This window comes from Streptomyces sp. NPDC057486 (assembly GCF_042802415.1).
In the GTDB taxonomy this organism is placed as follows: domain Bacteria; phylum Actinomycetota; class Actinomycetes; order Streptomycetales; family Streptomycetaceae; genus Streptomyces; species Streptomyces yanii.
Window position 1 is genome coordinate 1 of the sequence record NZ_JBHVEE010000045.1, and the last position, 21,916, is coordinate 21,916.

The 21,916-nt window shown below is 67.6% G+C and carries 24 protein-coding genes and 7 pseudogenes; 13 read left to right on the forward strand and 18 right to left on the reverse strand.

Annotated elements, in window-relative coordinates:
* Positions 1-209 precede the first annotated feature (209 nt).
* Both ACFU6I_RS21515 and ACFU6I_RS21520 read right to left on the reverse strand, forming a co-directional pair.
* The gene (locus ACFU6I_RS21515; RefSeq protein WP_384369059.1) at positions 210-413 is read right to left on the reverse strand and encodes a hypothetical protein; all 204 of its coding nucleotides are present in this window, start codon (positions 411-413) and stop codon (positions 210-212) included.
* Between the two features lie 54 nt (positions 414-467).
* Positions 468-878: a hypothetical protein gene (locus ACFU6I_RS21520; protein ID WP_384369062.1), complete on the reverse strand. Its 411-nt coding sequence runs from the start codon at positions 876-878 to the stop codon at positions 468-470.
* 272 nt (positions 879-1,150) lie between these two features.
* Between ACFU6I_RS21520 and ACFU6I_RS21525 the strand changes: the two genes are divergently transcribed.
* The gene (locus tag ACFU6I_RS21525; protein ID WP_384369065.1) at positions 1,151-2,128 is read left to right on the forward strand and encodes a relaxase domain-containing protein; all 978 of its coding nucleotides are present in this window, start codon (positions 1,151-1,153) and stop codon (positions 2,126-2,128) included.
* Between the two features lie 156 nt (positions 2,129-2,284).
* Here ACFU6I_RS21525 and ACFU6I_RS21530 read toward each other — a convergent pair whose 3' ends face one another.
* A complete protein-coding gene (locus ACFU6I_RS21530) occupies positions 2,285-3,187 on the reverse strand; it encodes a hypothetical protein (protein WP_384369068.1) in 903 nt (300 codons plus the stop codon).
* 138 nt (positions 3,188-3,325) lie between these two features.
* Between ACFU6I_RS21530 and ACFU6I_RS21535 the strand changes: the two are divergent.
* Positions 3,326-3,847, forward strand: a pseudogene (locus tag ACFU6I_RS21535) (transposase family protein); the annotation flags it as partial.
* A 354-nt stretch (positions 3,848-4,201) separates the two neighbouring features.
* On the opposite strand, the gene ACFU6I_RS21540 reads toward ACFU6I_RS21535, so the two are convergent.
* From ACFU6I_RS21540 to ACFU6I_RS21550, 3 genes are all read right to left on the reverse strand, one after another.
* Positions 4,202-4,393, reverse strand: a complete 192-nt coding sequence (locus ACFU6I_RS21540) for a hypothetical protein (RefSeq protein ID WP_384369071.1) — start codon at positions 4,391-4,393, stop codon at positions 4,202-4,204.
* Between the two features lie 301 nt (positions 4,394-4,694).
* Complete coding sequence (locus ACFU6I_RS21545) at positions 4,695-4,967, reverse strand: hypothetical protein (protein WP_384369074.1); 273 nt, start codon at positions 4,965-4,967, stop codon at positions 4,695-4,697.
* Positions 4,968-4,979: 12 nt separating this feature from the next.
* Complete coding sequence (locus tag ACFU6I_RS21550) at positions 4,980-5,240, reverse strand: hypothetical protein (RefSeq protein WP_384369077.1); 261 nt, start codon at positions 5,238-5,240, stop codon at positions 4,980-4,982.
* A 461-nt stretch (positions 5,241-5,701) separates the two neighbouring features.
* On the opposite strand from ACFU6I_RS21550, the gene ACFU6I_RS21555 reads away from it, so the two are divergent.
* Entirely contained in the window at positions 5,702-6,301 is a 600-nt protein-coding gene (locus ACFU6I_RS21555; RefSeq protein WP_384369080.1) for a PQQ-binding-like beta-propeller repeat protein, read from the forward strand.
* Positions 6,302-6,387: 86 nt separating this feature from the next.
* Here the strand turns inward: ACFU6I_RS21555 and ACFU6I_RS21560 are convergent, their stop codons facing one another.
* Positions 6,388-6,651, reverse strand: coding sequence for a helix-turn-helix domain-containing protein (locus ACFU6I_RS21560; protein ID WP_384369083.1), 264 nt, complete (start codon positions 6,649-6,651; stop codon positions 6,388-6,390).
* Complete coding sequence (locus ACFU6I_RS21565) at positions 6,644-6,808, reverse strand: recombinase family protein (RefSeq protein WP_384369240.1); 165 nt, start codon at positions 6,806-6,808, stop codon at positions 6,644-6,646. Before ACFU6I_RS21565 ends, ACFU6I_RS21560 begins: the two co-directional genes overlap by 8 nt.
* Positions 6,809-6,816: 8 nt before the next feature.
* Here ACFU6I_RS21565 and ACFU6I_RS21570 point away from each other — a divergent pair.
* From ACFU6I_RS21570 to ACFU6I_RS21585, 4 genes and pseudogenes are all read left to right on the forward strand, one after another.
* A pseudogene (locus tag ACFU6I_RS21570) lies at positions 6,817-7,427 on the forward strand (transposase); the annotation flags it as partial.
* Between the two features lie 858 nt (positions 7,428-8,285).
* Positions 8,286-8,759 (forward strand): DUF6247 family protein, encoded by a 474-nt coding sequence (locus ACFU6I_RS21575; protein WP_384369086.1) that lies wholly within the window; start codon positions 8,286-8,288, stop codon positions 8,757-8,759.
* Positions 8,756-8,893, forward strand: coding sequence for a hypothetical protein (locus ACFU6I_RS21580; protein WP_384369089.1), 138 nt, complete (start codon positions 8,756-8,758; stop codon positions 8,891-8,893). Before ACFU6I_RS21575 ends, ACFU6I_RS21580 begins: the two co-directional genes overlap by 4 nt.
* A gap of 6 nt (positions 8,894-8,899) precedes the next feature.
* Entirely contained in the window at positions 8,900-9,112 is a 213-nt protein-coding gene (locus ACFU6I_RS21585) for a hypothetical protein (RefSeq protein ID WP_384369092.1), read from the forward strand.
* A gap of 575 nt (positions 9,113-9,687) precedes the next feature.
* Here ACFU6I_RS21585 and ACFU6I_RS21590 read toward each other — a convergent pair.
* Both ACFU6I_RS21590 and ACFU6I_RS21595 read right to left on the reverse strand, forming a co-directional pair.
* A pseudogene (locus ACFU6I_RS21590) lies at positions 9,688-9,984 on the reverse strand (transposase); the annotation flags it as partial.
* A gap of 206 nt (positions 9,985-10,190) precedes the next feature.
* Complete coding sequence (locus tag ACFU6I_RS21595; RefSeq protein ID WP_384369095.1) at positions 10,191-10,652, reverse strand: GNAT family N-acetyltransferase; 462 nt, start codon at positions 10,650-10,652, stop codon at positions 10,191-10,193.
* A gap of 227 nt (positions 10,653-10,879) precedes the next feature.
* On the opposite strand from ACFU6I_RS21595, the pseudogene ACFU6I_RS21600 reads away from it, so the two are divergent.
* A pseudogene (locus ACFU6I_RS21600) lies at positions 10,880-11,014 on the forward strand (AAA family ATPase); the annotation flags it as partial.
* A 58-nt stretch (positions 11,015-11,072) separates the two neighbouring features.
* Here the strand turns inward: ACFU6I_RS21600 and ACFU6I_RS21605 are convergent.
* On the reverse strand, positions 11,073-11,438 hold the full coding sequence (locus tag ACFU6I_RS21605) for a DUF4440 domain-containing protein (RefSeq protein ID WP_384369098.1): 366 nt from the start codon (positions 11,436-11,438) through the stop codon (positions 11,073-11,075).
* Positions 11,439-12,241: 803 nt separating this feature from the next.
* On the opposite strand from ACFU6I_RS21605, the gene ACFU6I_RS21610 reads away from it, so the two are divergent.
* Positions 12,242-12,487 carry a hypothetical protein gene (locus ACFU6I_RS21610; RefSeq protein ID WP_384369101.1) on the forward strand — a complete coding sequence of 82 codons (246 nt, stop codon included), beginning with the start codon at positions 12,242-12,244 and terminating at the stop codon, positions 12,485-12,487.
* Between the two features lie 200 nt (positions 12,488-12,687).
* On the opposite strand, the gene ACFU6I_RS21615 is transcribed toward ACFU6I_RS21610, so the two are convergent.
* Positions 12,688-13,281: a hypothetical protein gene (locus ACFU6I_RS21615; RefSeq protein WP_384369104.1), complete on the reverse strand. Its 594-nt coding sequence runs from the start codon at positions 13,279-13,281 to the stop codon at positions 12,688-12,690.
* A 188-nt stretch (positions 13,282-13,469) separates the two neighbouring features.
* The gene (locus ACFU6I_RS21620; RefSeq protein WP_384369107.1) at positions 13,470-13,994 is read right to left on the reverse strand and encodes a helicase associated domain-containing protein; all 525 of its coding nucleotides are present in this window, start codon (positions 13,992-13,994) and stop codon (positions 13,470-13,472) included.
* A gap of 183 nt (positions 13,995-14,177) precedes the next feature.
* On the opposite strand from ACFU6I_RS21620, the pseudogene ACFU6I_RS21625 reads away from it, so the two are divergent.
* Positions 14,178-14,551 (forward strand): annotated as a pseudogene (locus tag ACFU6I_RS21625) (VOC family protein).
* A gap of 123 nt (positions 14,552-14,674) precedes the next feature.
* Positions 14,675-14,950, forward strand: a pseudogene (locus ACFU6I_RS21630) (transposase); the annotation flags it as partial.
* 24 nt (positions 14,951-14,974) lie between these two features.
* Here the strand turns inward: ACFU6I_RS21630 and ACFU6I_RS21635 are convergent.
* Positions 14,975-16,057 carry an integrase core domain-containing protein gene (locus ACFU6I_RS21635; protein WP_384369110.1) on the reverse strand — a complete coding sequence of 361 codons (1,083 nt, stop codon included), beginning with the start codon at positions 16,055-16,057 and terminating at the stop codon, positions 14,975-14,977.
* 142 nt (positions 16,058-16,199) lie between these two features.
* Between ACFU6I_RS21635 and ACFU6I_RS21640 the strand changes: the two genes are divergently transcribed.
* Positions 16,200-16,373 (forward strand): hypothetical protein, encoded by a 174-nt coding sequence (locus ACFU6I_RS21640; protein ID WP_384369113.1) that lies wholly within the window; start codon positions 16,200-16,202, stop codon positions 16,371-16,373.
* 74 nt (positions 16,374-16,447) lie between these two features.
* Here the strand turns inward: ACFU6I_RS21640 and ACFU6I_RS21645 are convergent, their stop codons facing one another.
* The 3 genes and pseudogenes from ACFU6I_RS21645 to ACFU6I_RS21655 form a co-directional block, all read right to left on the reverse strand.
* The gene (locus ACFU6I_RS21645) at positions 16,448-19,444 is read right to left on the reverse strand and encodes a carboxypeptidase regulatory-like domain-containing protein (protein WP_384369116.1); all 2,997 of its coding nucleotides are present in this window, start codon (positions 19,442-19,444) and stop codon (positions 16,448-16,450) included.
* A 318-nt stretch (positions 19,445-19,762) separates the two neighbouring features.
* The gene (locus tag ACFU6I_RS21650) at positions 19,763-20,464 is read right to left on the reverse strand and encodes a class I SAM-dependent methyltransferase (RefSeq protein WP_384369119.1); all 702 of its coding nucleotides are present in this window, start codon (positions 20,462-20,464) and stop codon (positions 19,763-19,765) included.
* Positions 20,465-20,593: 129 nt separating this feature from the next.
* Positions 20,594-20,833, reverse strand: a pseudogene (locus ACFU6I_RS21655) (AIR synthase-related protein); the annotation flags it as partial.
* Positions 20,834-20,873: 40 nt separating this feature from the next.
* Here ACFU6I_RS21655 and ACFU6I_RS21660 point away from each other — a divergent pair.
* Positions 20,874-21,074, forward strand: coding sequence for a rhodanese-like domain-containing protein (locus ACFU6I_RS21660; RefSeq protein ID WP_345509430.1), 201 nt, complete (start codon positions 20,874-20,876; stop codon positions 21,072-21,074).
* A gap of 195 nt (positions 21,075-21,269) precedes the next feature.
* Here ACFU6I_RS21660 and ACFU6I_RS21665 read toward each other — a convergent pair whose 3' ends face one another.
* Positions 21,270-21,872 carry a VWA domain-containing protein gene (locus ACFU6I_RS21665; RefSeq protein ID WP_384369122.1) on the reverse strand — a complete coding sequence of 201 codons (603 nt, stop codon included), beginning with the start codon at positions 21,870-21,872 and terminating at the stop codon, positions 21,270-21,272.
* Positions 21,873-21,916: the final 44 nt, after the last annotated feature.

Consider the following 21,916-nt stretch of genomic DNA (forward strand, 5'->3'; position numbering starts at 1 on the left):
TGAATGCGCCTTTCGTCGGGCTGGCGCCCCGATCGTCGGACTGGCGCCCCGAGGGGGATGCCGGCCTCAGCCATGCTGGGCCCGGCCGTTCTCCGACCGGTCGAGCCAATACCCGTCCTCGTCGTCCACCGAGGCTCGGAGAAACCATCGGTCCCGGATCGCCGCCGACCGGGGGCGGTTGCTGTACTTCGCTGCTGTACCGCGGCGGGCTATTCGCTGAGAGCGTTCGCGAGAGCCACGAAGATGCCCACGCCGAAGACGGCGAGGGTAACGAGCCCGACAACCACCAACGAGCAACACGAGGCGACCGCCACCATGACCCACGCCCGCCCCACGGCCCGGTGATAGTCGGTGTCGTCGTCCCAGTTCTGATCAACCACGTTGCCCCCGCCACTCATTGTCTGATCGGGCACGCAGGGCACCACGACTCAACGCTTCTGAAGGTGGCTCGTCGGTTGCGCGCCCCGTTACTCGGGCAAGCCCACCCAGTTCTCCGGGACGAGCGGCGCAGGCATCAGCCACACGGCGAAGGCCACCTGGGCCATCACCTGGAGCACCAGCGGCTCGGCCATGCCCACCCCGATGAGCGGAAACGCAAAGAGCACCATGGGGAAGGCCAGCAGGCACCGGAAGAGGGCGACCTCCATGTGCTGGTGGGCCAGCCCGGCCACGATCGCCAGGAGCACCGTGGGAATGCCGGTGAAGGCCAGCATCAGCAGGCCGACCCGCATGCTACCGAGGAAGGACGAGTCCGGGACCACCAGCGCGATGACGATCCAGACGGCCATGTCCAGCAGGACGTACGACAGGACGCACCGCCCCATCCGAACCAGCACCCGGCGCATGCCAGGGCCGGCCGTCGCGTGGGTCATGGTCATCAGCACTCCTTTGTGCGACTCGCACCCCGCAGCATTTGAACATGTTCAACATAGGCCATCAGTGGTCGTATGGCGAGGATGTCCTGGCACCCGGCGGTCGCAGGCATGGGTTGGTGGAGTCTCGATGGCCGATTCAGGCCTTCAGCGATTCTGAAAACCATCGTGGCAGCGATGTCACCGTGGGTTCACATCCCACACCCACCGCAGATGAACGGCCCCTGACCACGTGAATCGGTCAGGGTCGTACTCATGTGCACTGTCCGTCGATCACCGTGATTCCCCGTCAGTTCCCGGTCGTCCGCCGCCAGGACGACCGGTGGGGCACCCTGCACACCCGCCCGTTCCTCGAGTACGCCGTCGCCCTCTCCGAGCTCTACAACCAACGCCTCCTGGAAGAGATCTGCCGCGCGCTCGATCTGGCGACCGTGCCCCGCTACCCGACCGCCGGACAGCGGCCCGTGATGGAACTCGCGGGAATCCCCGAGCAGCTCATCGACTGGGCTGCCACCCGCAACACCGCGACCATGCACCGCCTGAAAGAACTCGCCGACCAGTACCAGGAACGCACCCGTCAGCCCCTCACCACCAAAATCCGGCGCCGGATGATGGAACGCGCCTCCCACGAGACCCGGCCCGCCAAGAAGAAGGCCAGCCGGCCCCTGTCCGCCTTGCGGGAAGCCTGGCGGGACGGCGCCGTTGCCCTGGTCGGCGAGGAGGTCGTCGACAACCTTCTGCGCCTGGCCCGCTTCGCCGCCGCAGCGATCCGTACCACTGTCCGCACCGTCGTGGACGTCGCGGCCGCAGCCCTGGAGATCACCGCGATCGTCTCGGTCCACCACGGCGGCCGCTTCCGCCACCGTCACCTGCTCGCCGAAGCCCGCCGCTACCTCACCCGCACCCTCCACGGACACCCCGCCCCACCCCACACCGACACCGTCATCACCGCGGCCGCCCTCCGCGACCACTGCATCCCCGGCCACCCGCCGAACCCCAACAAGCCGATACCGCTCGCGAACCAAACCTTCACCCCGGCCTGGGCACCCAAATCGCCCCGCAGCTCGACCACACCCGCCGCCCACCGGATCCACCACCGCGCCCGCGCCGAAGCCGCACGCCGCACCGCCCTCGCTCGCTCGCGCCGAAGCGCAACAGAGGCCGCCTGCACGGCAGCAAGAGCACACCCACAGGCGGCATCACAGCAACCACCGCTCCCCGCCCCGGGCCAGGCATCCGGCAGGCGAAGCCAGTGAGTCTTTTCCAACCTCATCCCTGTACTGCTCATCGGCCTGCTGACGACTGAACCGATCTGTAGCGGGGGCGTGACCAGCAGATCCGCAGTCTGTCCCGGCGGCCCAGACGCTTCGCCGAGCATGGTCAGCGGCGCTGACAGCCGGGTTAGCAGGGGCTTAGCCCTCCGGCAGCTCCCATGAGGCGAACCAGTGGGGGAACGGTCCGGCAGAGGGCGGGAAGGCGAACGGCGGGGTGCGGTCGGTGAGCAGGCGCAGCACGAACTCGCCGGTGCCGCAGTCGAAGCGCTGCCACTCACCGTCCAGGTACTGCACCAGAACCGGCCAGTCGTCGGGATCGGCCGGTCCGGTCAGCCAGTGGAAGGTCAGCTCCTGCTCGGAGGTCCCCCATATGAGCACGCCGCCGGGCGCGGGGTGGACCGGGTATGGCCGGTACAGGTCGGCGTACCGCGCCATGTCCTGGCCCCAGGAGACTAGATCCGTGCCCAGCGCACCCGGCACCAGCAGGTCCAGGTACTCGTCGAAGCTGCCCGCGCCGAAGGCGTCGACGATGTCCTTGTAGTCACCGGGCAGCGCGGTGCCCAGCGCTGCCTCCGTCGCGGCCCAGTCGACGCCGCACCGATCGGGCTCCGTCCGCCCGGTGGCCTCCCGCAGCAACGCCACCCACCCGACCCCGGGCGGGCGGGTGAACGCGCGCCGGGCGAGGATCACGACGCGGCGCGGGCCATCGGCGGTGGCCGTCACGCCGTATCCGAACCAGTGCTCGGCCAGCACCCACCCGCGCAGCTCCAGCAGCCCGCCCTCCCCGCCGATGGGGAGCCCACCCTCCCCGCCCACCGGCGGACCGTCGGGCACCCCTGCCGCCCTACCCCCGACGACCCAGGCACGTACCGGCAGACCCGCCCCGTCAACCACGTCCGCAGCGACGCGCTCCAGCTCGGCCAGATCCTCCGCGTCACTGGGCACACAGACATGCCCTGCCCCATGAATGGGCAGCGGGCAGTGCAATTCGGGCGCGCGCCAGGCGTCGTTCAGACGGGCGCGCAGAGCTGAGGCGTCCACGCGGCCAAGTGAACAGCACGGCACTGACATTGAGCCTTTTCAACCTGCATAAGCAGTACGCCGTTGGGCTGACAACAGGATGAAGCCCCTGGTAGGTGGGTTTTCAACCAAGATCACTAGTCTGTCAGGAGCTTCCGCGTGCTTGTCTACCCGTCCGGTATCGACCTGTCCAGCCGCTCTCTGCAGCACCTATCCGGTCTCCTCGCAGGCCACCGTCGACGGATCGGCTCCCGCTGGCGTCGCCTGACCTGTGGCCGGCAGGCCGTGCTCGTCCTGGCCCACCTGCGATGCGGCGACACCTACGCCCGCCTCGCAGCAGGTTTCCGCGTCGGAATCGCGACGGTCCACCGGTACATACGCGAGGCCGTGGACCTCCTGGCCGCTCTCGCGCCCACGCTGGAACAGGCCATAACGACGGTGCGGAAGAAGGCGTACGTGATCCTCGACGGCACCGTACTGCCGATCGACCGCATCGCCGCCGACCGCCCGTACTACTCGGGGAAGAAGAAGCACCACGGGATGAACGTGCAGGTCCTCGCGGATCCAGCCGGCCGCCTGATCTGGGCCTCGGACGCGCTACCCGGAGCCGTGCACGATCTGACCGCGGCCCGGACCCACGGCATACCCGCCGCTCTCGCCGCTGACGACGTCAAGTGCTGGGTGCGATCTCTCGGTTTCGTGTCAGTGAATGGTGTGACAGTGGCGGGTTCCCCGTGTGTTGCCCGGACGTACTGGTCAGCGAGTCATACGTCGGGCTCGCCGGACGTGCTGCCACTGTCATGAGATGAGAGATCGGGGGTGTCGGTACTGTCACCGGGCTGTATAGGCGCAGGTCGCGTACTGACACGAAATCGAGAGATCGCACCCAGCGCGCGTTCTTCGCCGCCCCTTGCCGCCGGGCCGAGCTCAGGTTCCACAACCAGGCGATCGACCTGCTCGAGGCTGTCAGCGACGAACCCGAGGCCGGCAGAGCCTCATTTACTCGGCCATTAAGACTCCACCGACCTTCCGGGGTCAGCGCCTGTAGCGATGCCGCTTCGGCTTCTCGATCGCCATCACGATGAGGCTAAGGATCATGAGGAAGAACCCCACGATCAGTAGCCATGTCGGTCGGCCCGTGAACAACGCCACGATGGCCAGGCCCAACCCCACCACGGAGCCGATGTGCGCCCAGAAATCGGGCACGCTCATCTGTCGCTCACTCATGCAGCCCCCTCGGACGTGCCCGTGCCCTACGGGCGAGCACAGCATCATCACCTGTACCGCCACAGTCAAGATCCGAGTTCGGCCATACCGCATTGAGCGGCTGACATCAGCGCCTGACACGTGGTTAGCCGCAGGCACGCCGACCTGCGGCAGCGTGCACCCCGTACGTGTGGGGACGGTCCCATCCTGGACCCGGGAGAGAGCAGGGCCTGGGCCGTCTACCCTGCCCAGTGGTATCCGAGTTCGGCGAGCTGCGCGAGCTGCTGGTCGGTGAGTCGGTGTGTCGGGCGTCATGGGAATGTCAGTGCTCTGCGACATGTGGCGTGTCAGCGTCAGCCGAGGCTTTGGGCATGGCCCGGGTCCCGATGATCTCCTGGATATTGCGAAGATCGACGCTATGACTATCCCGCTCTCCGTCGACCGGATCTTCGGCGACCGTTCCTTCGCCGAGATCGGTGACCCCGTACTGGCCGCCGCCGACGAGCGGCGTGGCCTGCTGGCCGTGGCGGGCGGGTACGACTTCGGCGGCACTGCACCCGTCGGTGTCTACGGCACGGGTGACCTGGCCTGCCACGCCCTCGTCCGCTCACGCTACGCGGTGCACACGATGGCTTTCCATCCCACGCTTCCACTGCTCGCGATCGGCACCGGCCACTACGACGGAGGCTACTTCTTCGAAGGCGAGCTGCTCCTGCTGCACCTGGAAACGGGCACGGCCATATCGCTCATCGAGCATTGGCTGGGCCGCCAGGTCCTGGAGCTGGAATGGCTCGACGAACAGGCACTGCGGGTGGTGATGGCACCACCCGACGACTGGCAGGACGACACCGCACGCGTCGAAGGACATGTCGCGGTGGTGCGCAGGCCGGACTGGGCCACTACGCCCGCCAAGTCCCTCACCGAGTACGACCTGGCCGGCCCGCGGGTGCCGGCACCGCGTCCCGACGGCAGCGAGGTCGCCCGCCGGATTCTCTCGGAGCTGAGCACGGACTGGGAATCACGCCGCAATGTCCGCGCGGTCGAGGTCCTTTCGGACGGTCGGACACTGGCCACGCTTGACGGAGTGCAGATGGAGTCCTGGCTGCCCTCGGGGGAGCGTGCGTGGATGGTTCCGGACGAGGAAGGCGGGCGCGAGATCGTCGTCGCCACGGACGAGAGATCCGCGTGGGTCGGGCTCATACGCCGCCGCGGCATGCGCGACTCCGTTCCGCAGTCGGTCGTCCGACTCTCCCTCGCCGACGGGAAACAACTCGACAGCATCGTCCCGTCGGCGCCCGTCTCGCTGGTGCGCTGTGCGGACGGCCGGCCTTGTCACCGAACGGACGCAATGGTGACCGCAGCCGGCTTCCCGTCCGGGGTGGACGCCGCATCTACTTCCAGTCGATTCTCCGGCCCTCGGGCCAGCCGAACTCCTACAAGAGCGAGCGCTGGGTCGCGGCCGTGGACCTGCAAGGGCCCGCGACCGGGAGGCCCGTCGTACCCCTCGCACGGTCGGCCCGGCGGCTGTTCCGGTACTCCTGGGAGCCCGGCGAGACGCACTTCGGCGGTCCGGGGGTCGAGGTCGAGGACGGAACCCTGGTCCACGCCGGGACCGTGTATCACGGCCAAGGGCTCCAGCCCGGCGGGTCGTTCGTCGTCCGGCGCGAGACGACCGACGGTCGCCCGCGGTGGGTGTTCCACACCGACCGGAAAGCCACCGCATTGGACGCCGACACGGCCACCGTCTACGTCGGGTACGCCGATGGAGAGGTGGTCGCACTGGACCTGGGCGACGGCACCGTGCGCTGGCGACAGCACCTCACCGTCGGCGCGGTCTCCGCCGTACCAACTGCTCTCACCGTCACAGCCAACAGTCGGTTCCTCATCGGCACCAGCGACGGCCGCATCCTCGAATGCTCGGCCGCGTAGCGACCTACCTCCACAACGCAGATGCCGCCGTACTGGAGAAGCGATCACGGGTCAACGATCGCTTCAGCTGGAGCGATTGAGCGCAGTCAGCGGCTGGTTGCGTCTCGCCCGGCCGTTGTAGCAGCGGCTTCGTCGTGTGCGGCGAGGGTGCGGCAGAGGGTGGAGCGGCCGATGCCGAGGTGCCGGGCGATCGAGGTGACGGACTCTTCGGCGTCGCGGCGGCGGAGGGCGACGGCGAGCATGTCTCCGTCGACGGCTGGCGGGCGGCCGCCGTGGTTGCCGTTGGCCGCGGCGCTGTCCAGGCCGATCAGGGTCCGCTCGTGGATGAACTCCCGCTCGACCTCAGCCATCGCGGTGGTCGCGCTCGGCGAGGCCCTGCGCGGAGGTGATGAGCTCGACCATGTTGCGGCCGAGCCGGTCGAGCATGGTGACGGTGAGGGTGTCGGCCGGGCGCAGATCGGCGAGGGCGGCGTTGTACTCGGGGCGGATTTTCTCCCGGGTGCCGATCCTCTCGAGTGGGAATGACCATCACCGACGCCATCCACCAGGCTGTGCTGAAGATCCCGAAGAAGGCGTGGACACCGGCCTACGACGCGGGCGGCACCGAGCGGCCCGGCGCCTGGGTCGCAGAGATCACCGACATGCCCGACCTGAGCACCTGGCCCAAGGGTATGCGGCTGATCGTCCGCAAGGAACGACCGCACCCCGGCGCACAGTTGCGCTTCACCGACGTGACGGACTGCGGCTGACCTGCTTCGCGACCAACACGACCGGCGGTCAGCTCGCCGACCTCGAACTGCGTCATCGCAGGCGGGCCCGCTGTGAGGACCGCATCCGAAACGCCCGCGACACCGGCCTGCGCAACCTGCCCCTGCACGACACCGCACAGAACCGGATCTGGCTGGAGATTGTCTCCCTCGCGCTCGACCTCCTCGCCTGGATGCCGATGCTCGCCCTGACAGGCGAAACCCGCCGCTGGGAGCCGAAGAGCCTTCGCCTCCGCTTGTTTTCCGCCGCCGCCCAGCTCGTGAACACCGGCCGCCGCCGCTGGCTCCGCCTGGCCGCCCGATGGCCCTGGACATCCGTAATCACCAGCGCCATGGACCGGCTCCAGGCCCTTCCTGCGATCTCTCGGTTTCGTGTCAGTGAATGGTGTGACAGTGGCGAGTTCCCCGTGTGTTGCCCGGACGTACTGGTCAGCGAGTCATACGTCGGGCTCGCCGGACGTGCTGCCACTGTCATGAGATGAGAAATCGGGGGTGTCGGTACTGTCACCGGGCTGTATAGGTGCAGGTCGCGTACTGACACGAAATCGAGAGATCGCAGCCACACCCGACGCCCCTGGGTGGATGAACCATACGAAGGGCTCACCACGTCCCGCAGGACAACGTAGGGAACCTTGACCGTTTGCCACCGAACTTTGACGAGCGGTTGTTTCCTGCCACTGAAGTTTGACCGGCTGGGACTCGGGGCGACTTGTAGGGGCAGTGGGGGCGCCGGCAGAGGTCGACGACGGCCTGCGGCTACGTTTTCGGCCGCCGCCGATTTGAGGCTGTCAGCCACCTGTACCCGATCACCGCGCGAACCAAGATCGCCGATAGGGCGGCGCCGACCGCAGCAAAACCGCCTCGTTCCGCCCAAGTTATTCCGGGGCCTGGGCTAAAGAACGCAATAATCAGCATGAACGGCCCCGAGAGGAGCAGCGTGAATATCCGCCAGTTCGTCCACTCGGACCACGACTCTCGTTGCCGACCGTCGATGTCCACGGGAAAGATCCAGGCGGCAAGCCGCATGGACCGCCATGGCTTGGAATCGTCTTGTCTGGCACCAGGCATGGAGACGAGTGTCCCAGACAGCGGGTGCCGCGCACATCGTGGTGCCGGTCAAACTTCAGTGGCAAGCGGCCAAGGTTCAGTGGCACCGGACACTGGCGGCTCTCCCGTAGCGCTCGCCCTCCCAGGACTTGTCAACTAAGCTTCAAGTCATGAGCCTGATGGAAACGAACCTGTCGGAGCTACTGAACAAGCCGAAGGCGACACTGGCCGCGCTACGAGGCGCCCGGCGGATACTGCTCCGGCGACGCGATGACGAGGACCTGGTGCTGACCACGGCCGCCCGCGCCGAGCAGGACAGCACCGTCATGGGTGCGACCAGCCGCATGTTCGTGGAGATGATGCGCACCCCGCAGGGCCGCACCCTGGTGCTGGACGTCCTGCCGGCGACCTTCCCCTGGGTGCGCTACCTGCCCGCCCACGACGTGCGGGAGTTCTCCGTGGAGCTGGTCGAGGCGCTGGGCGCCGCCGCCGAGCTGGACAACACGGCCGCGGTCGCCCAACTCATCACCGAGTGGCGGCACACCGCCGAGGTACACGCCGACCCCGAGCTCTACGCCGCACTCACCACCGACTCCGGCGAGGACTACGGCCCCGTACCCGAACCCGGCGGAGCCGCAGCGTGAGCCCGAAGCGCGGAGACCAGGCGGCACCCCCGCCCGGCGAAGACGAATGGGACGTCCGCTTCGCCAACGGCGAGGCCGCCAAGGGATGGGAGCAACTGAGCACCCAGGCCCCGAGCAACACCCGCGCCGCCTGACACCTCATGCGGACCGACCCGGCCCCGGCCACCCGGACCGAACGGCACCACCGGCTCAAGGGCGAGCTGGCCCACGGCACCCACCGCGGGGAGCCGATGGACCGCTGGCAGATCGAGGTCACGGCCGGCGGCCGCATCTGGTACCTGCTGGACGTCGAGCGCCGCACGGTCTGGATCGACCGCGCTTCCACCGGACACCCCAAGGCCACCGACCGCTAGAACGTAGCGGACAACAGGATGGGCCCGGCCACCAGGCCGGGCCCATCCTGTTGCCCGCCTCCAGATCTCCGGCACAGGCGAAGGCCACCGCCACATGGCACGCGCGTCCATGGGAAGTTCGCGTGCGCGTGTAGGACCCCGGCGATGTTCATGTCCGGAGGCACCCCGAGGCGGTGAACTTCACCGCGCGGCGCCGGCTCCGCCGGAAGGCCTTGCGCTTCGGAATGACGCCCTTGGTCGGATGGATATGCGCTGCGATGATGCGATCTCGACCGGATGGCGGTGGACGGGGCACCAGGTGACACAGTGGCAGATCTTGCAGGGAGATGTCTTGGTCGGTGAGCTCAGTGAGTACGGCTGTGATCAGCCGTTCTTCCTGGCGCGTTTCACTCCCGGACCAGGCTGGGAGAACGTGAGGGCGTTGTTCGAGGCATGGGAGGCCTTCAGGGGCCCGGATCCGGATGGGACCAGGTTCGTCGCCCTGGTCAAGCCATTGCAGGACTTGGAGCTCACACTGGCTCCGGTTGACGGCCGACAGCCTTCGTTGCAGCTCTTCAAGAACTGCATGGTGCGTATCAACGGACCTGAGGCCCGTCTCCGCTACTGGCACAGCGTTTGACCGTCCTCTGGAGCTGGCGCAGACATATCAGGCTGCAGGCCAGTTCGAGCAGTCCATGGTGGAGGGCGGCGCGTCGTTCGTAGCGGGTGCGGAGTCGTTTGAACTGGTGCAGCCAGGCGAAGGTTCGCTCGACCACCCAGCGCACTTTGCCCAGCCCGGAGCCGTGGGCGACGCCGCGTCGGGCGATCAGGTGGTTGATGCCGCGTTTCCACAGCAGGCGGCGGTATCTGTCGAAGTCGTACCCCCGGTCGGCACCAGCGGCCTGGAGAACGCGTCAGACATTGCAGCCCGTGAGCACTACACCCTCCTCAGAGCTGCACGCGTTTCTTGGGAAGGCGGCTACAGCGAAGACCCGCAGTTCTGACTCAAGGTCCAAAACGCTCCGAATCATCCACTGATCATCCTGCGTTGTCGCACCACAAAAGTTGAGCCAGAGCCCGTTCTCGTGAACAGAGCCAGTCAGCCGACCCTCTGGGCCAGCACTTGTCCCGGCCAGGACGCGGACAGAAAGTGGTCGGTGGGAGTGAAACCGTTGCGCTCGTAGTACGCGACCAGTTTGCTCCCGCCGCCCGCCCAGCAGTCGACCCGCAGCAGAGCTACACCGGCCCGCCGGGTCTCCTCCGCGGCATGGGTCAGCAGTGCTGCCCCGATGCCCAGACCGGCGTGCTGTCGGTTGGTGACCAGCAGCCGGACGTACCGCTCGGGTTCCCCGGCCGGCGCGATCGGCATCTGCGGACTGGGCCCAGAGTCCAGCACCAGGGCTCCGGCAGCTACTCCGTCCAACTCCGCGATGTACGGGGTGTTCTCGCTCATGTATCGCTCGACCCGCGCCACTCCGCCGGGCTTCTGCGAATACGGGGTCGTGCCCCACTGCTCGGTGTTGCCACGATCGTTCATCCAGACCACCGCGGCGTCGAGCATGTCCAAAATGGCCGGTGCGTCGCCAGGTGGTTTTGTTCACGAGTCGCGACGGCGGTTGTACACGGGTTTGGGAGTCGCCTGATTCCACGGTCGGATGATGTTCACGAGTTTTGAAGGCAGTTGGGTCCTTGCAGGGACAGCATCGAGGTGTTCCTGGTGAAAGGACCTGGTCATGCCGCGGATGTCGAAGGTCGAGCTGTACGCGGCGATCAGGCGTGACCATCGCAGCGGCAGACCCCCGCCTTTGCGCAGCCATCGTCGACCGGCTCACCTTCAACGGCACGATCATCGAAACCGGCACCGACTCCTATCGGCTCGCCTCCACCCGGGCCAAGGCCGCGGAACCTGCGAAGGCCGGCTGACACCCAACGCTTCCAGCCCGCTGGTTCTGCCGCCCTCACGGGCGGCAGAACCAGCTACTCAGGCGGCCAAAGTGCCCTGATGGAAGTACATCCGCCAGCCCGTTTCCGTCAGGCGCCACAACGAGCTCCGCCGAGCCCGACGGCCGTCGTGGTCGGTGAAGAACGTCAGATGGACGAGCCCCGGAGCAAGGACGACTCCGGTCATCTCGCTGACCTTGACCGGCGCCTCCGGAGTCACTGACCCGTCACTGGTCACGGAGAGTACCGAGTCCATGTTCCACCAGCGTCCAGAAGCCCCGATCTCGGTGAACTCCGGGTCCAGAAGCTCCAGGACACGGGACGAGGAAGCACGCACCTCGGGATCGAGTAGGCGCATCTCCCCATCGATAGCTGCTTGCACGGCCCGCTCATTCTCATCCGTCATGCGGAAACCCTACGGACGCCACTTCACACGGGACAGCGAAATGTTCACCCACCCCGCGATGGGACGGCGGTGACGTCAAAACTCGTGAACATCTCTCGGCGAGATGATCACCAACCGGCTCCGGAACTCATGGACAAGTGCCGCCGATTGACGTGAACGAAGCCAGCCAGGGTTGCCCGGTCTGATCCGTATGCCATGTGTGCTGTCGTTCATGGCAGAAGCTTAGGAGCCGTTGTCTATCCGGACTTCAGAGCTGCGGTGACATGGGAGAGTGGAAAGCCGGGACGCGGTGAGGGCGGTGATGATCTGCAGGGTTTTGTCGGTGGTGGTTCGGCAGTGTGATGTCAGTGCGTCAGGTACGAGGTTTCTTCTGTTCAGCGAAGCCGTGGTTGGCGCTGAGATTGCCCTTGAGCGGGAGAGGATCCCGGCGGCGACGGCCTGCGTCGGGCTGCTCGCAGACGCTGGTGCCTACGGCGGTCTCGCCACCACTCCAGCCGGTCGTGTGAGGTCTGCGGGAAGACGGCAGTGAGCGCAGCAAACCCGGTGGCAAACAGGGTGAGCGGCAGAGTCGCCCACCAGGGGGCGCCAGTGTGCGACAGCAGGACCGGTGAGGTGACGGCGGAAGCGGCCCCGACCAGGGGCAGGGCGCGGTGATGACGGTCGTCCACCTGGAGCCTCTTTTCCTCGGTGCGGGGCGGAGTCCCCTCCCGCGTGGATGCCCGTAAGGTCTAGAGGGATGTCGCGGAAACCGGATGCGTGGCCATCATGGGGCCGAGAGGAGGGTTTTCCGCAGGTGGGACGGGGTGCGCGCGAAAGACCAGCCGCATGCCGAAGACGCCAATCGTGAGGAAGATCTTCTGCCAGAAGGGGTGCCGGAGGCGCGGGCCGAGCAGGCCGCACCCGTCTACGCCCGCAGCGTCCGCGACAACGTCCTCGCACCGCTTACCACCCAGGAGCACGAACAGCTGACCGCCATCGGCGACAAGCCCCTGGCCCACCTGGACCCCGAGGCGTTGCCCGGCGCCGGAGAGCAGGAAGAACGACCATGACCGGCTACTCCTGCCCGTAGTCGTCCTTGTCCAGCTCATGCGCGTCCGGGCGCGCAGGGCGTCGGCGGGCGGGGCGGACGGTGTGAAGCTGTAGCGGCCGAGCAGGTTCAGGTTGCGATGCTTGAGCGGGGATGGCGTTCCATCAGACGTGCGAGTCTGGACCTCGTCGGCGAGCGTGGAACGCCGCACATCGTGATCACTTAGCCATCGAGACTGAATTGCTCGATGACCTGCTTCGCAACGTCTTCTGGCGAGAGGTGGGTGTTGTCGATCCGCAGGTAGTCCGTGCGGTCCTGGAACTCCGTAGTGGAGTTGAGCCGGTGTCTCTCGTCCATGGCCAGGAGCCGGCGCTGCGAGGCATCGAGGTCGCGTTTGGACGGCTTCTCGGCGAGCCGGGACGCGCCCGTGTTCCGCTGCAGCCTGGCTTCTTGGCTTGCTTTGAGCTCGAGGTAGAGAACTTGGCCGCCTCGCTCGCGGAACGGGAGGGCGTACTGCTCCAGCGCTTGCTGATCGTCTGGCTGGTCGAATGCCCACACGTAGGTGAAGATCAGGCCGGGCAGGTCGCTCGCGGCGACTTCTTCGATCAAGCTCTGCCGGAACCCGTCGACGAGGCGCATGAACGCCGGGCTGCCGAAGTCGAAGAAGCGAAGGACCGGTTCGATGGCCATGTGGTTGTGGAACAGGCGGAGCCCGGTGCGCGTGGCGATCTCGTGACCGACGGTCGCCTTGCCAACAGCAGGCGGCCCGACGATGTACAGGAGTGTCGGAGCAGTGGAAGAAGATCCTTCGGCCATTGCCCGAACCTAGACGGGACGTGGACTCCTTGGCCAGCGCTTTCCTGCTGAGCTCCCGCCCTTCCTGGTCAACAGTCTGCACTCGGTCAGGTCAGGCCGGGCCGCTGCTCATAAGGTGCACCGCTTACGGGACAGCCCTTAGTTTGCTCACCCCCCTGCTGACCCCGGGTTCGTAGCACCCAGGCCGTCTACTCCGCCCAGTGGTATCCGAGGTTGGCGAGGGCGGTGAGCTGTTGTTCGCTGAGCCGGTGGCGTCGGCTTTTCTGGTTGCTTAGCCAGACGCCCAGTCGGACCGTGGTGCCGTCGGGGAGTTCTTCGACGTGGGCTCTTCCGACGACGGTCTTCTCCTCGCGCTGGATGTATTGCTGGAGGGCCATGATGCCGCGTGTGAACGGGTCGGAGCCCTTCGTTGCCCCTGTCTTCGGAACGCTCCGCGCTGATGTCTTTTGGGCCCGTACAGCCGGTTTCATGCCCGTCTCGCCCAGGCGGTGTTGTTGCTCCGGGTTCAGGTGCGTCCAGTCCCGTACCTGCCGGGTGAGCCAGCGTCCGATGTCGTCCCCGCGGTGCGTCACCCCGGGCACGATCTCGTCGAGACCGGCACCGCCCGCGAGGAGCGCGCCCAGGCCGACCCAGTGGCGTTGCCAGTCAACGGTCCAGCCCAGTGCCCCGGGGTTCCAGTCGGGGTCTGCGACTTCGCACTTCGATGTCACCATGAGTTCTTATTCAACTGTCTTCAGTTTTCGCTGGCTGGAAGGCAGATCTGATGACATCACGCGAGAAGAGCTCGTGACATTAAATGAGAATGTCCAGAGCATTGAGGTGAGAAGTCCATAGGGATAGTACGCCTGATACTCCAGCTGTAGAACGTGATCAGTCGTCATGAGACGCTGCCCTTCGTGATCGCCAAGCTGCAGTGCGGGGTGTTGGACTGTGCCGATGTCGTTGAGCTGTCCCGGTTCTACCAGTCGCTTCTCGGCAGCATAGTGAACCAGCCGGATCCGCGGTGGTCGCTCGGCGACGGCTGGGCGATGCTTCACACCGACGGGCTCGTGCTGGCCTTCCAGCGGATGGAAGACCATCAGCCACCACGGTGGCCGGATCCGCTCGGCCCCTGCAGTTCCACCTCGACCTGGGTGTCAAGGACCTGGACCGAGCTCAGGAAGACGTCCTCAATCGGGGCGCCTCACTGCTCGATGAGGGGGATGGGACGCGGAGTTGGCGCATCTTCGCGGATCCGGCAGGTCACCCGTTCTGTCGCGTCCGGGACTGACAGGAGACACCACAAGGGTGCTGCCACTGTTGATCATCGTGAGTTGTGTGGACTAACGATGAGACGGTGGCCGCAGGCCACAGCATAGATCCCGCCCGATGGCGGGAGGCCTTCGAGGTGGCCATGAGTCGGATCGCAGGCCGGTTCAGCCGCTACGAACCCCGCCTGCGGGCTGGGCGGTTGGTGCTCGGCCTGCTGTCGGACCTGCCGCGCAAAAACTGCTGGACGATCGCGGAGTGGGCTGGGGAGGCCAGCCCGCACGGCATGCAGCATCTGCTGTGCCGGGCTTCCTGGGATGCCGACGCCGTCCGCGATGACGTGCGCGAATACGTCGTCGAGCACCTCCATGACGAGGCAGCGGTGCTGGTGGTCGACGAGACTGGCGATGTGAAGAAGGGTGTGCGTGCCGACAATCCCGTCACCTTATGCGACCTGCGCGTACTCGTGGATGAGGCCGCCAAGGCGGTCGCGCCGGATGACACGCGATGGGTCATCGGCGGCGGGTGGTTCGGGCGCATCGACACTGTCGGGGCAGCGCTGTCCGAGTGATCGGTGAGGCCGATGTTCGGTGTGATGGGTCGTGTACTCGTCGACGACGAGGCGCAAGTGCCGCTCTCCGGTGATCAGGGCGCGGTCGGTGGTCTCGCGGCGGCATGATCCGACCCAGCGCTCGGCGATCGCGTTCATCCGGGGTACGCCCGGCAGGATGGGCACCACGCGGGCGCCGACGGCGGTGAAGACCGCGTCGAAGCCCTCGGTGAAGTAGCCGGCGTTGTCGCGGATCAGGTACCGGATGCCGGTGGTGCGTGTGTGGTCCAGGTTCATCAGGAGGTTGCGGGCCTGCTGGATGGCCCATTCGGCGGTGACATGGCGGGTGACGCCGGCGATGTGCACTCGCCGAGTGCCGTGCTCGATGAAGAACAGGACGAACAGGCGCCGCAGGAAGACCGTGTCCACGTGGAAGACGTCGACGGCAAGGATCCCCTGGGCCTGGGCGGTGAGGAACTTCGCCCAGGAGCGGTCGGCACGCTGGGGCGCCGGATCCACCCCGGCCCGCTGCAGGATCTCCCAGACGGTGGAGGCGGCGACCTTCCAGCCCAGGTTGAGCAGTTCGCCGTGGATCCGGCGATACCCCCATCCGTCGTTCTCGCGGGCCAGGCGCAGTACCAGGGCACGCAGGGCCTCGGGCTTGGCAGGGCGGCCCGGCCCTCGGTGCGGGTAGGTCCACTTCTTCGCGACCAGCCTCGCGTGCCAGCGCAGCACGGTACGTGGGGTGACCAGCAGCTTCAGCGTCGAACGATGACGCTTGCTCAGCAGTCGGAGCAGGGCTGCGAGCACCGCTCGGTCCCCGCGGCTGAAGGCGGGCTTGGGACTGCTGCGCTGCAGGACGGCCAGCTGGTGCCGGAGCACCAGTATCTCGACATCCTTGACCGCGGAGGACCGCGCCAGCAGGCGCAGCCAGCCGAGCATCAGGCACGCGAATCGGTAGACCAGACGGAGCGTCATGACTCCCAAGCGTGCGCCGACGGAGTCACGAGCGCTTTCGACGTGATCACATCGTGACCCTCAAATCGCAGCTCAGCGTAGGTGACAGAATTGTCGGCACCCACAGGGCTCGTTCACCGCCATGCGCTGGGTGGAGGGGCTCATGGCCGGCACCCCCGACGGCGGCCGCGACCACGGCATGGACGCCCGTACCCGCACCTTCGTGACCCGCACTACGGAAAACCTCCTGCGCGCCTTCGCGGAGGGCCCCGCCGCACACCACCGTCCCGCACCGCGCGCGAACGTCGGCGAGTTGTACAGGAGGCGCGCGGTCTGAACGGCGACCAGCCGTTGAACGCGACGCGGGCCGGTCCCGAGGGACCGGCCCGCGCTGTTTTCACCGGAACTGGGTCACGAGACCTTCTTCAGCGTGAAGTTACCGGTGACGGTGCCCCCCTTCGCGAGCTTCACCGTGGTGGTCACTGGCTGGTAGCCGTCCTTGGACACGATCACCTTGACCGGGTTGAGGCGGCTGTCGAACCACAGGCCGTAGGTGCCGTCCTTGGTCGTCCGCAGGGTGTAGCTCGTCGTCGAGGCGTTGATCTGGATGGTCGCCCCGGCCAGCGGCGTGGTGCCGCCCTTGCCGTCCTCGCCGAGCACGGTGCCGGCGTACTTGCCCCAGTCCTTCGGCGGGTTGACGTGCATCTTCACGTCGACGTTGGAGCCCGAGTACGGGGTGTCGGTCTGGACGGACAGCGCCGCGGTGTAGTCGCCGGGCTGGGTGACCTCGGCGACCGTGGCGTCCAGGCTGACGGTGATCGTGGTGCTCTCCCCGGGCTGGAGCGTCACCTTGTCCTTGCTCGTGGACAGCCAGGAGACGTCCGAGGACTCGCCACCCTGGTCGTAGCCGGGCAGCGCCTCGACGGTGGTGACCGGCGGTACGCCGCTGCCGCCAGGGTTGCCGCCGATCTTGTAGAAGCCGGTGGCGCCACCCACGCGGTAGACGCTGGTGTTGGCGTTGGGCAGGGCGGACCAGCTGCCGGCAGCCGGGTCGAAGGCGAAGCCCTGGTTGGTGATGGCGGAGCTGTTGTTGACGACACCGCTGGAGATCACCAGCTTGCCGCTACCCACGCCGTACGCCGAGCCCCACAGGTCGGCAGGCATGTCGGCGATGGGCGACCAGCTGTTGGCGCCCGGGTCGTAGACGTAGGCGTGCTTGGTCGAGCTGCTGCCGCCGTTGCCACCGGCGCAGTAGAGCTTGCCACCGATACCGCCACAGGACTGCCAGGCGATCGGCTCCGGGTAGGAAGCGAGCTGGGACCAGCTGTCGGACGACGGGTCGTAGACCGTGACGTCCGTGGTGCCGCAGGTGCTGGTGCAGCCGCCGACGACGTACAGCTTGCCGCCGAGCACGGCGCTGCCCGAACCGGCGTACGGCTTGGGCGAGGACGCCTTGGTGGACCAGCTGTTCGAGGCCGGGTCGTAGACCTCCAGCTTGGCGTCGGGGTCACCGCTGGCACCCCAGCCGCCGACCACGTACAGCTTGCCGCCGATGAAGCCGTGGGCCGGGTTGCCCTCACGGGTGTCGGCCGCGGAGGCCAGCTTGGTCCAAGTGCCGGCGCCGGGGTCGAGGGCGTACAGCGCGTTGCTGTCCGCGCTGCCGGTGTAGCCGAAGCCGGAGTAGACCTTGCCGTCGTAGACGGCACCGATGTTGTCCTGCACCGCGCCCGGCAGGTTGGCCACCGGCTGCCAGGCGTCACCCGCCGCGTTGGCGGCCGGAGCCGCATCCGCGGTCTTGCCCTTGCCGAGGGCGAGCGGGGAGTAGTCACCCTCCACCAGGTTGAGCGGCGCGCCGCCGCTGACCTGCTGTGTGAACCCGCCCGGCTGCTCGCCCAGGGTGAGGCTGGCGGGCGCCCCGCCGGTGTTCTTCACCGTCAGGTCCTGGGTGCCCTTCGTGCCCCAGCCGACGGTCTTGTCGACCGAGCCGGGGGTGAACGCCAGCTTGCCGGCCGTCAGGCTGAAGTCCGCCTTGTTGGTGGCGTCCGCCGCCACGTTCACCGTCTTGTCCACGGCGCCGTACTTCGACTTGGAGGCGGTGAACTTGTGGCTGCCGGTCTTGGACGTGAACATCCAGTAGAAGCTGCCGCCGAGCGCCGGGTCGTCCGGGGTGGCCGCGGTGGTGGCCTTGTCCTGCGCGGAGTCGGTGTTGACGACCGTGGCACCGACGACACCGTCGCCGGTGTTGGCGTCCTTCACCGTACCGGCCACCAGACCACCGTTGACCGGCTCGTAGGACCGCTTGCCCACGAACACGTTGTCGAGCTCCCACCAGTAGCCGTAGCTACCCGTGAAGTGGAACCGCAGCTGCACGCCGGGCTTCCCGGCGTAGTCGGTCAGCGGAACCTCGACGTGGGCCGGGCCGGTCAGGGTGGTGGTGCGGTTCCAGACGTTGGTCCAGGTCGCACCGCCGTCGGTGGTGACGTCGATGTTGCCGGTCTGGTTGCTGAAGCTCTTGTAGTCGGTGTCGAACTCCAGCTGCGGGCTGTTGTTACCGGTCAGGTCGAAGACCGGGGTGATCAGCGAGCTGTCCTGCTTCTTACCACTGCCGATCTTGTCACTGTCGACCATGGCGAAGGCGCCGGAGCCACCGGTCTTGTTGCCCCGGTTACCGATGTCGGTGAAGGACCAGCCGCCGGTGGTGCCGTCGGCATTGACGATGCTCCAGCCCGCGGGGGCGTCGGTGGTGGAGTCGAAGGGCTCGGTCGGGCCGGACCGCTTGACCTCATAACCGGGCGCCTTGGCCGCCTGGGCGTCCGCCGGGACCGAGACGTTCACGGTCTGCGCCGCGTCATCCACGGTCACTTGCTTGGTGACGGCCTTGTAGCCGGGGTACACGGACGTGAAGTTCAGGGTGTAGTCGCTGCCCTCGGGCAGGTCGACGCTGTACTCGCCGGTGAACGGGTCGGTGAAGACCGGGGCGCCGGGCACGTCGTTGATGGTGATCTTCGTGTAGAGCGGCCAGCCGTGGCCTGAGCCATCGGTCACCTTACCGGTGACGGTCTGGTGGGGCACCGCGTCCAGCGCGAAGTTGGTCGTGACGGTACCGTCCGCGTCGACGACGACGCCGCGGACCTTCTTGGCCTTGTACCCGTAGCCGTACGCCGCCATGTCATACGTACCGGGCGGGATCGTCAGGGTGTAGTGACCCTGGGCGTCGGTGGTCGCCCGGTAGTCACCGGCCACGACGGAGGCGCCGGCGAGCGCCTTACCGGAGCTGTCGGTGACGGCGCCGGTAACCTCGCCGTGCGAGCCGATGGCCGCGGTTGCTGCGGTGCCCTGAGTGACTGCCGTGGCGCTGGTCGCCTGGGCGACGGGGAAACCCAGGACGGCGATGGCCGTCGCGGTCAACGCAGCCAACCGTGCGGAGTTCTTCCGCGCGGCCGGTCTGGAATACCTAGAAGTGCGCAATGTGTGACTCCCATGCTGCTGAGCTGGGGTCGACCCGTGCGCTGGTTCTCGGTCGACAGTGGATGGATTCATCCACCGAGATAACTAATGCATCATGGGCATGTCCTCGACAAGAGGGCCGTGCGTGGCAAATGCATGACCTGAACCCGCCAACGCGACCGGAACCACCACAACCTGGTAGGCCGTACCCACAAGCGGCGGAGACCATTCACGCTCTCCTGGTGCAAGAAGTGCCGTCGTGGTCAGCGCGCGGCGGCGCTACCGCGGCCGGGTCTGGGTGACGCGCCACAGACGGCGGGGAAGTCCGCCCTCCACGAAGGCGTGGACCTCGTTCGATTCCCAGCCGTCGGCGAGGGCGTCGACGAGATCCCGGGCGAAGAAGTGCACCGCGAAGCCACCGCTCTCCCAGATGCCGTCGCCGTGCCCGGTTCCGGCGCCGAAGTGGGCGTCGCCGGTGTGCCGCACGGTGTAGACGAACATGCCACCGGGTCGCAGGACCCGGCGCACCTCGTCGACCAGTGCGTGGATCTCCTCGGTGGACAGGGCCATGCAGAGCAGCATGTGGGCGAAGACCGCGTCCACGGAGGCGTCGGGCAGCGGCAGCGGCTCCCGCACGTCATGCACCGTGGTAGTCACCCGTCCCCGGATCCCCTGGGCGCGGGCGGCACCCCGCAACTGCGCCAGGCCGATCGGGCTGAAGTCGACGGCCCGGACGGCGAAGCCCTCGCGCGCGAAGTACAGGGCGTCGCGGCCATGCCCGGCGCCCAGGTCCAGGACGTCCGCGGCCCCGGCCGAGCGGAACACCTGTGCGGCGTGGACGGCCGGGTCGGAGGGAGCGTCACCGTACATGCCGGGATGGGCGGCGTAGGTGTCCTGCCAGTGGCGCCGCTGCCCCTCGGCCAGCTTCCCGTCGTCTTCGGCCATGATCACTTCGCTCCCATCGAGCTCTGTGATCAGCATAGGGTCCGGGATGCCGCCCCCGCCGTCCGCTCTTCCGCCGGGCGCCCGGCACCCCGGGACGGGCGGCGGCGCCGCTGTCCCGCCCAGGGGCCCGGCGGCGCGGGCCGGGCGCCCGCGGCTGACCAACCCTCAGCAGATCCTCGGCAGTTGCTCCCCGATCGGCAGGTCGACCACCCGTGTGCCGCCCAGGCCGGTGCGAGCCACCACCATGCCCGGATGGTCCGCCACCACCTCTCCGATGACCCTCGCCTCCGTACCCAGCGGGTGTACCCGCATCGCGTCCAGGACGGCGTCGACGTGCTCGCGCGGTACGAACGTCACCAGCTTGCCCTCGTTGGCGACGTACAGGGGGTCCAGACCCAGCACGGCGTACCGGGCCGGCCATATCCCCGGCTCGCTCTCCATCCCGATGGAGGAGCTGGTCGAGCGGATCAACGAACTGCCCGAGGACACCGAGATCGTCGTGTACTGCCGTGGCGAGTACTGCGTCCTCGCCTACGACGCGGTGCGCCTGCTGACCGACCGCGGTCGACGCGCGATCCGTCTCGACGACGGCATGCTCGAATGGCGCCTGGCCGAGCTGCCCGTGGACGTCGGAGAGCTGGCATGAGCGGCGGCCCCACCGCCACGCAGCGACCGGTGTGCCGCTGAGACGATGCCGCCGACCGGGCCGACGTTCCGTGCCGGGCGCCGGTCACCGTACGGTGCTGCCTGACGACTCGTCGCCCGCGAGGTCTATCGCGCCCTGACCACCGCACCAACGGAACGAATCACACAGACCGATCTCGCGCCGGCGGCTTGACAGTCAGAGGAACGTCCCCGCACCGCCCGTAGTCCGGCCACCCGCCCCGCGCAGGACGGCCGGGCCCCCACCCGACGGCCACGGCCACCCAGCGAAGGAACACCGTGACGAGCACCGCCCCCGCAACAGCCGGCCTATCGGCCCATCCGCAGGCCCAGCGCCGTACCCTGACCGAGCGGGCTCGGCCAGATCGCGGCCGCCGCACCCGGCGAGGGCTCGACGGTCGCGAAGAACGCCCGCAAGGCGGTCGAGCTTGCGGAGGTAGTTGAAGGCCTTGTTCTCCGGGTCGCCGAAGGCGATGAAGGAGAAGAAGACGGCCGCGTGGTCCTTCGCGGCGGCCGTGAGCGCCTGGGTGGCGGGCGTCTTCGTGTCCGGGGCGCCGTCCGTCTGGAAGATCACCAGGGCGGGCAGGACGGGATCCGAGGACTTCTCGTGGTGGGTGACGACCGCTTCCACCGCCGCGTGGTAGCTGGTGCGGCCCATGCGGCCGAGGGCCGAGTGGAGGCCGTCGATCTTGCTCTCGTGCTCGGTGAGGGTGAGCTCGCCGATGCCGTCCAGCTCGGTGGAGAAGAAGACGACGTGGACCGTGGCCTCGGGGGGCGCCATGGCCGGCCTGCTGCTCGGCCGCACGGCCCCCGGCTTCGCCCGCC